The sequence below is a fragment of the Neisseria sp. P0022.S010 genome, assembly GCF_051956635.1.
Window position 1 is genome coordinate 1 of the sequence record NZ_JBQCXF010000699.1, and the last position, 1,343, is coordinate 1,343.

1 protein-coding gene is annotated in these 1,343 nt (G+C 54.9%); it reads right to left on the reverse strand.

Translation table 11 applies throughout. From position 1 onward, the window contains the following. Nucleotides 1–17: 17 nt before the first annotated feature. On the reverse strand, nt 18–1,343 hold a 1,326-nt coding region (locus ACTHUT_RS20745), incomplete at its 5' end, for a flotillin domain-containing protein (protein WP_440419693.1).

Below are 1,343 nucleotides of genomic sequence, written 5' to 3' on the forward strand. Positions count from 1 at the left end.
ATTATTACGGCATCCGTTTATGATTGGTCGATAGTTTTATCCAGTCCTTGGGTCAGACCGTTGATGTCGCCACCATTCAGTCCCAACTCTTTCAAGAGACCGTCAACCAACGGGGCTTGGCTGCGGTAGCGCAGGGCGCTATTGACCATTTGGTCTGCAAGGCTGGCTTGTGTGGTTTGGCCGTCTGAAACACCTTCCGCACCGTTTGCACCACCGGCAAAGCCACCCAGACCATTAACTTGCAAAATCTTGATGTCTTCGATTTTTTCCATCGGGCGGACGGATTCGCGGATGATGTCAGGAAGATGTTTCAAGAGGGCAAGGCGGACTTGCATTTCAACCTGTTCAACGCTCAGGACGTTGGCAGCTTCGTTCACAGCGCGGGTACCTTCGGCATCAACCTTGTATTGTTGCTCTTGCGCTTGTGCCAACAGAATTTTGGCATCGGCCTCCCCCTTGGCTTGCAGGCGTTGTTTCTCGGCTTCGGCTTCGGCGGCGATGCGCACGGCTTCGGCGCGGTCTTGCGCGGCCTGTTTCTCGGCTTCCGCAGCGACGGTAAGCGAAATCGCATCTTTTTGCGCGGCTTCTTCGGCGGCAATCAGCTCGACGGCTTTGGCACGTTCGGCGCGTTCGGTTTCGCGCACGGTAATCACGCTCTCTTCTTCACGCACGGCGGTGGCACGGGCTTTGTCGGCCTCGGCTTTGGCTTCGGATTCGGCACGCGATTTCTCGGCAACGGCGATGGCGCGGTCTTGTTCGGCAAGCTCAATAGCTTTGCGGCGTTCGACCTCCGCCTGCTCGACGGCTTGGGCTTTGCGGATGTCTTCGTTTTTAATGTCGCGTTCGGCGGCGATGCGTTTCAAATCCACTTCGCGTTCGGCGGCAATTTTGGCTTCTTCCGCTTCGCGTTTTTTCTGCGCTTCCTGCTCAGCGATGCTGGCTTCCTGTTCGGCGCGGCGCACGGCGATTTCGCGTTCTTGTTCGAGTTTGGCGTATTCTTCTTCGCGCGAGATTTTCAAGCGTTGCTGCTCGGCTTCGAGGTTTTTGGTTTTAATCGCCAAATCGGTGTCTTGTTCGATTTCGTTACGTTTTTTGCGGCGGCCTTCGATGGTTTCGGTCAGTTTGGTCAGACCTTCCGCGTCAAAGGCATTTTGCGGGTTGAAAAACTCAAAGCTGGTTTGATCGAGGCCGGTCAGGGAAACGGTTTCGAGTTCGAGGCCGTTTTTAAACAAATCTTCGCTGACGACTTGTTGCACTTTTTGAACGAAATCAACACGTTTCTCGTGCAGCTCTTCCATCGCCATTTCAGCGGCAACGGCGCGTAGGGCATCGACGAATTTACC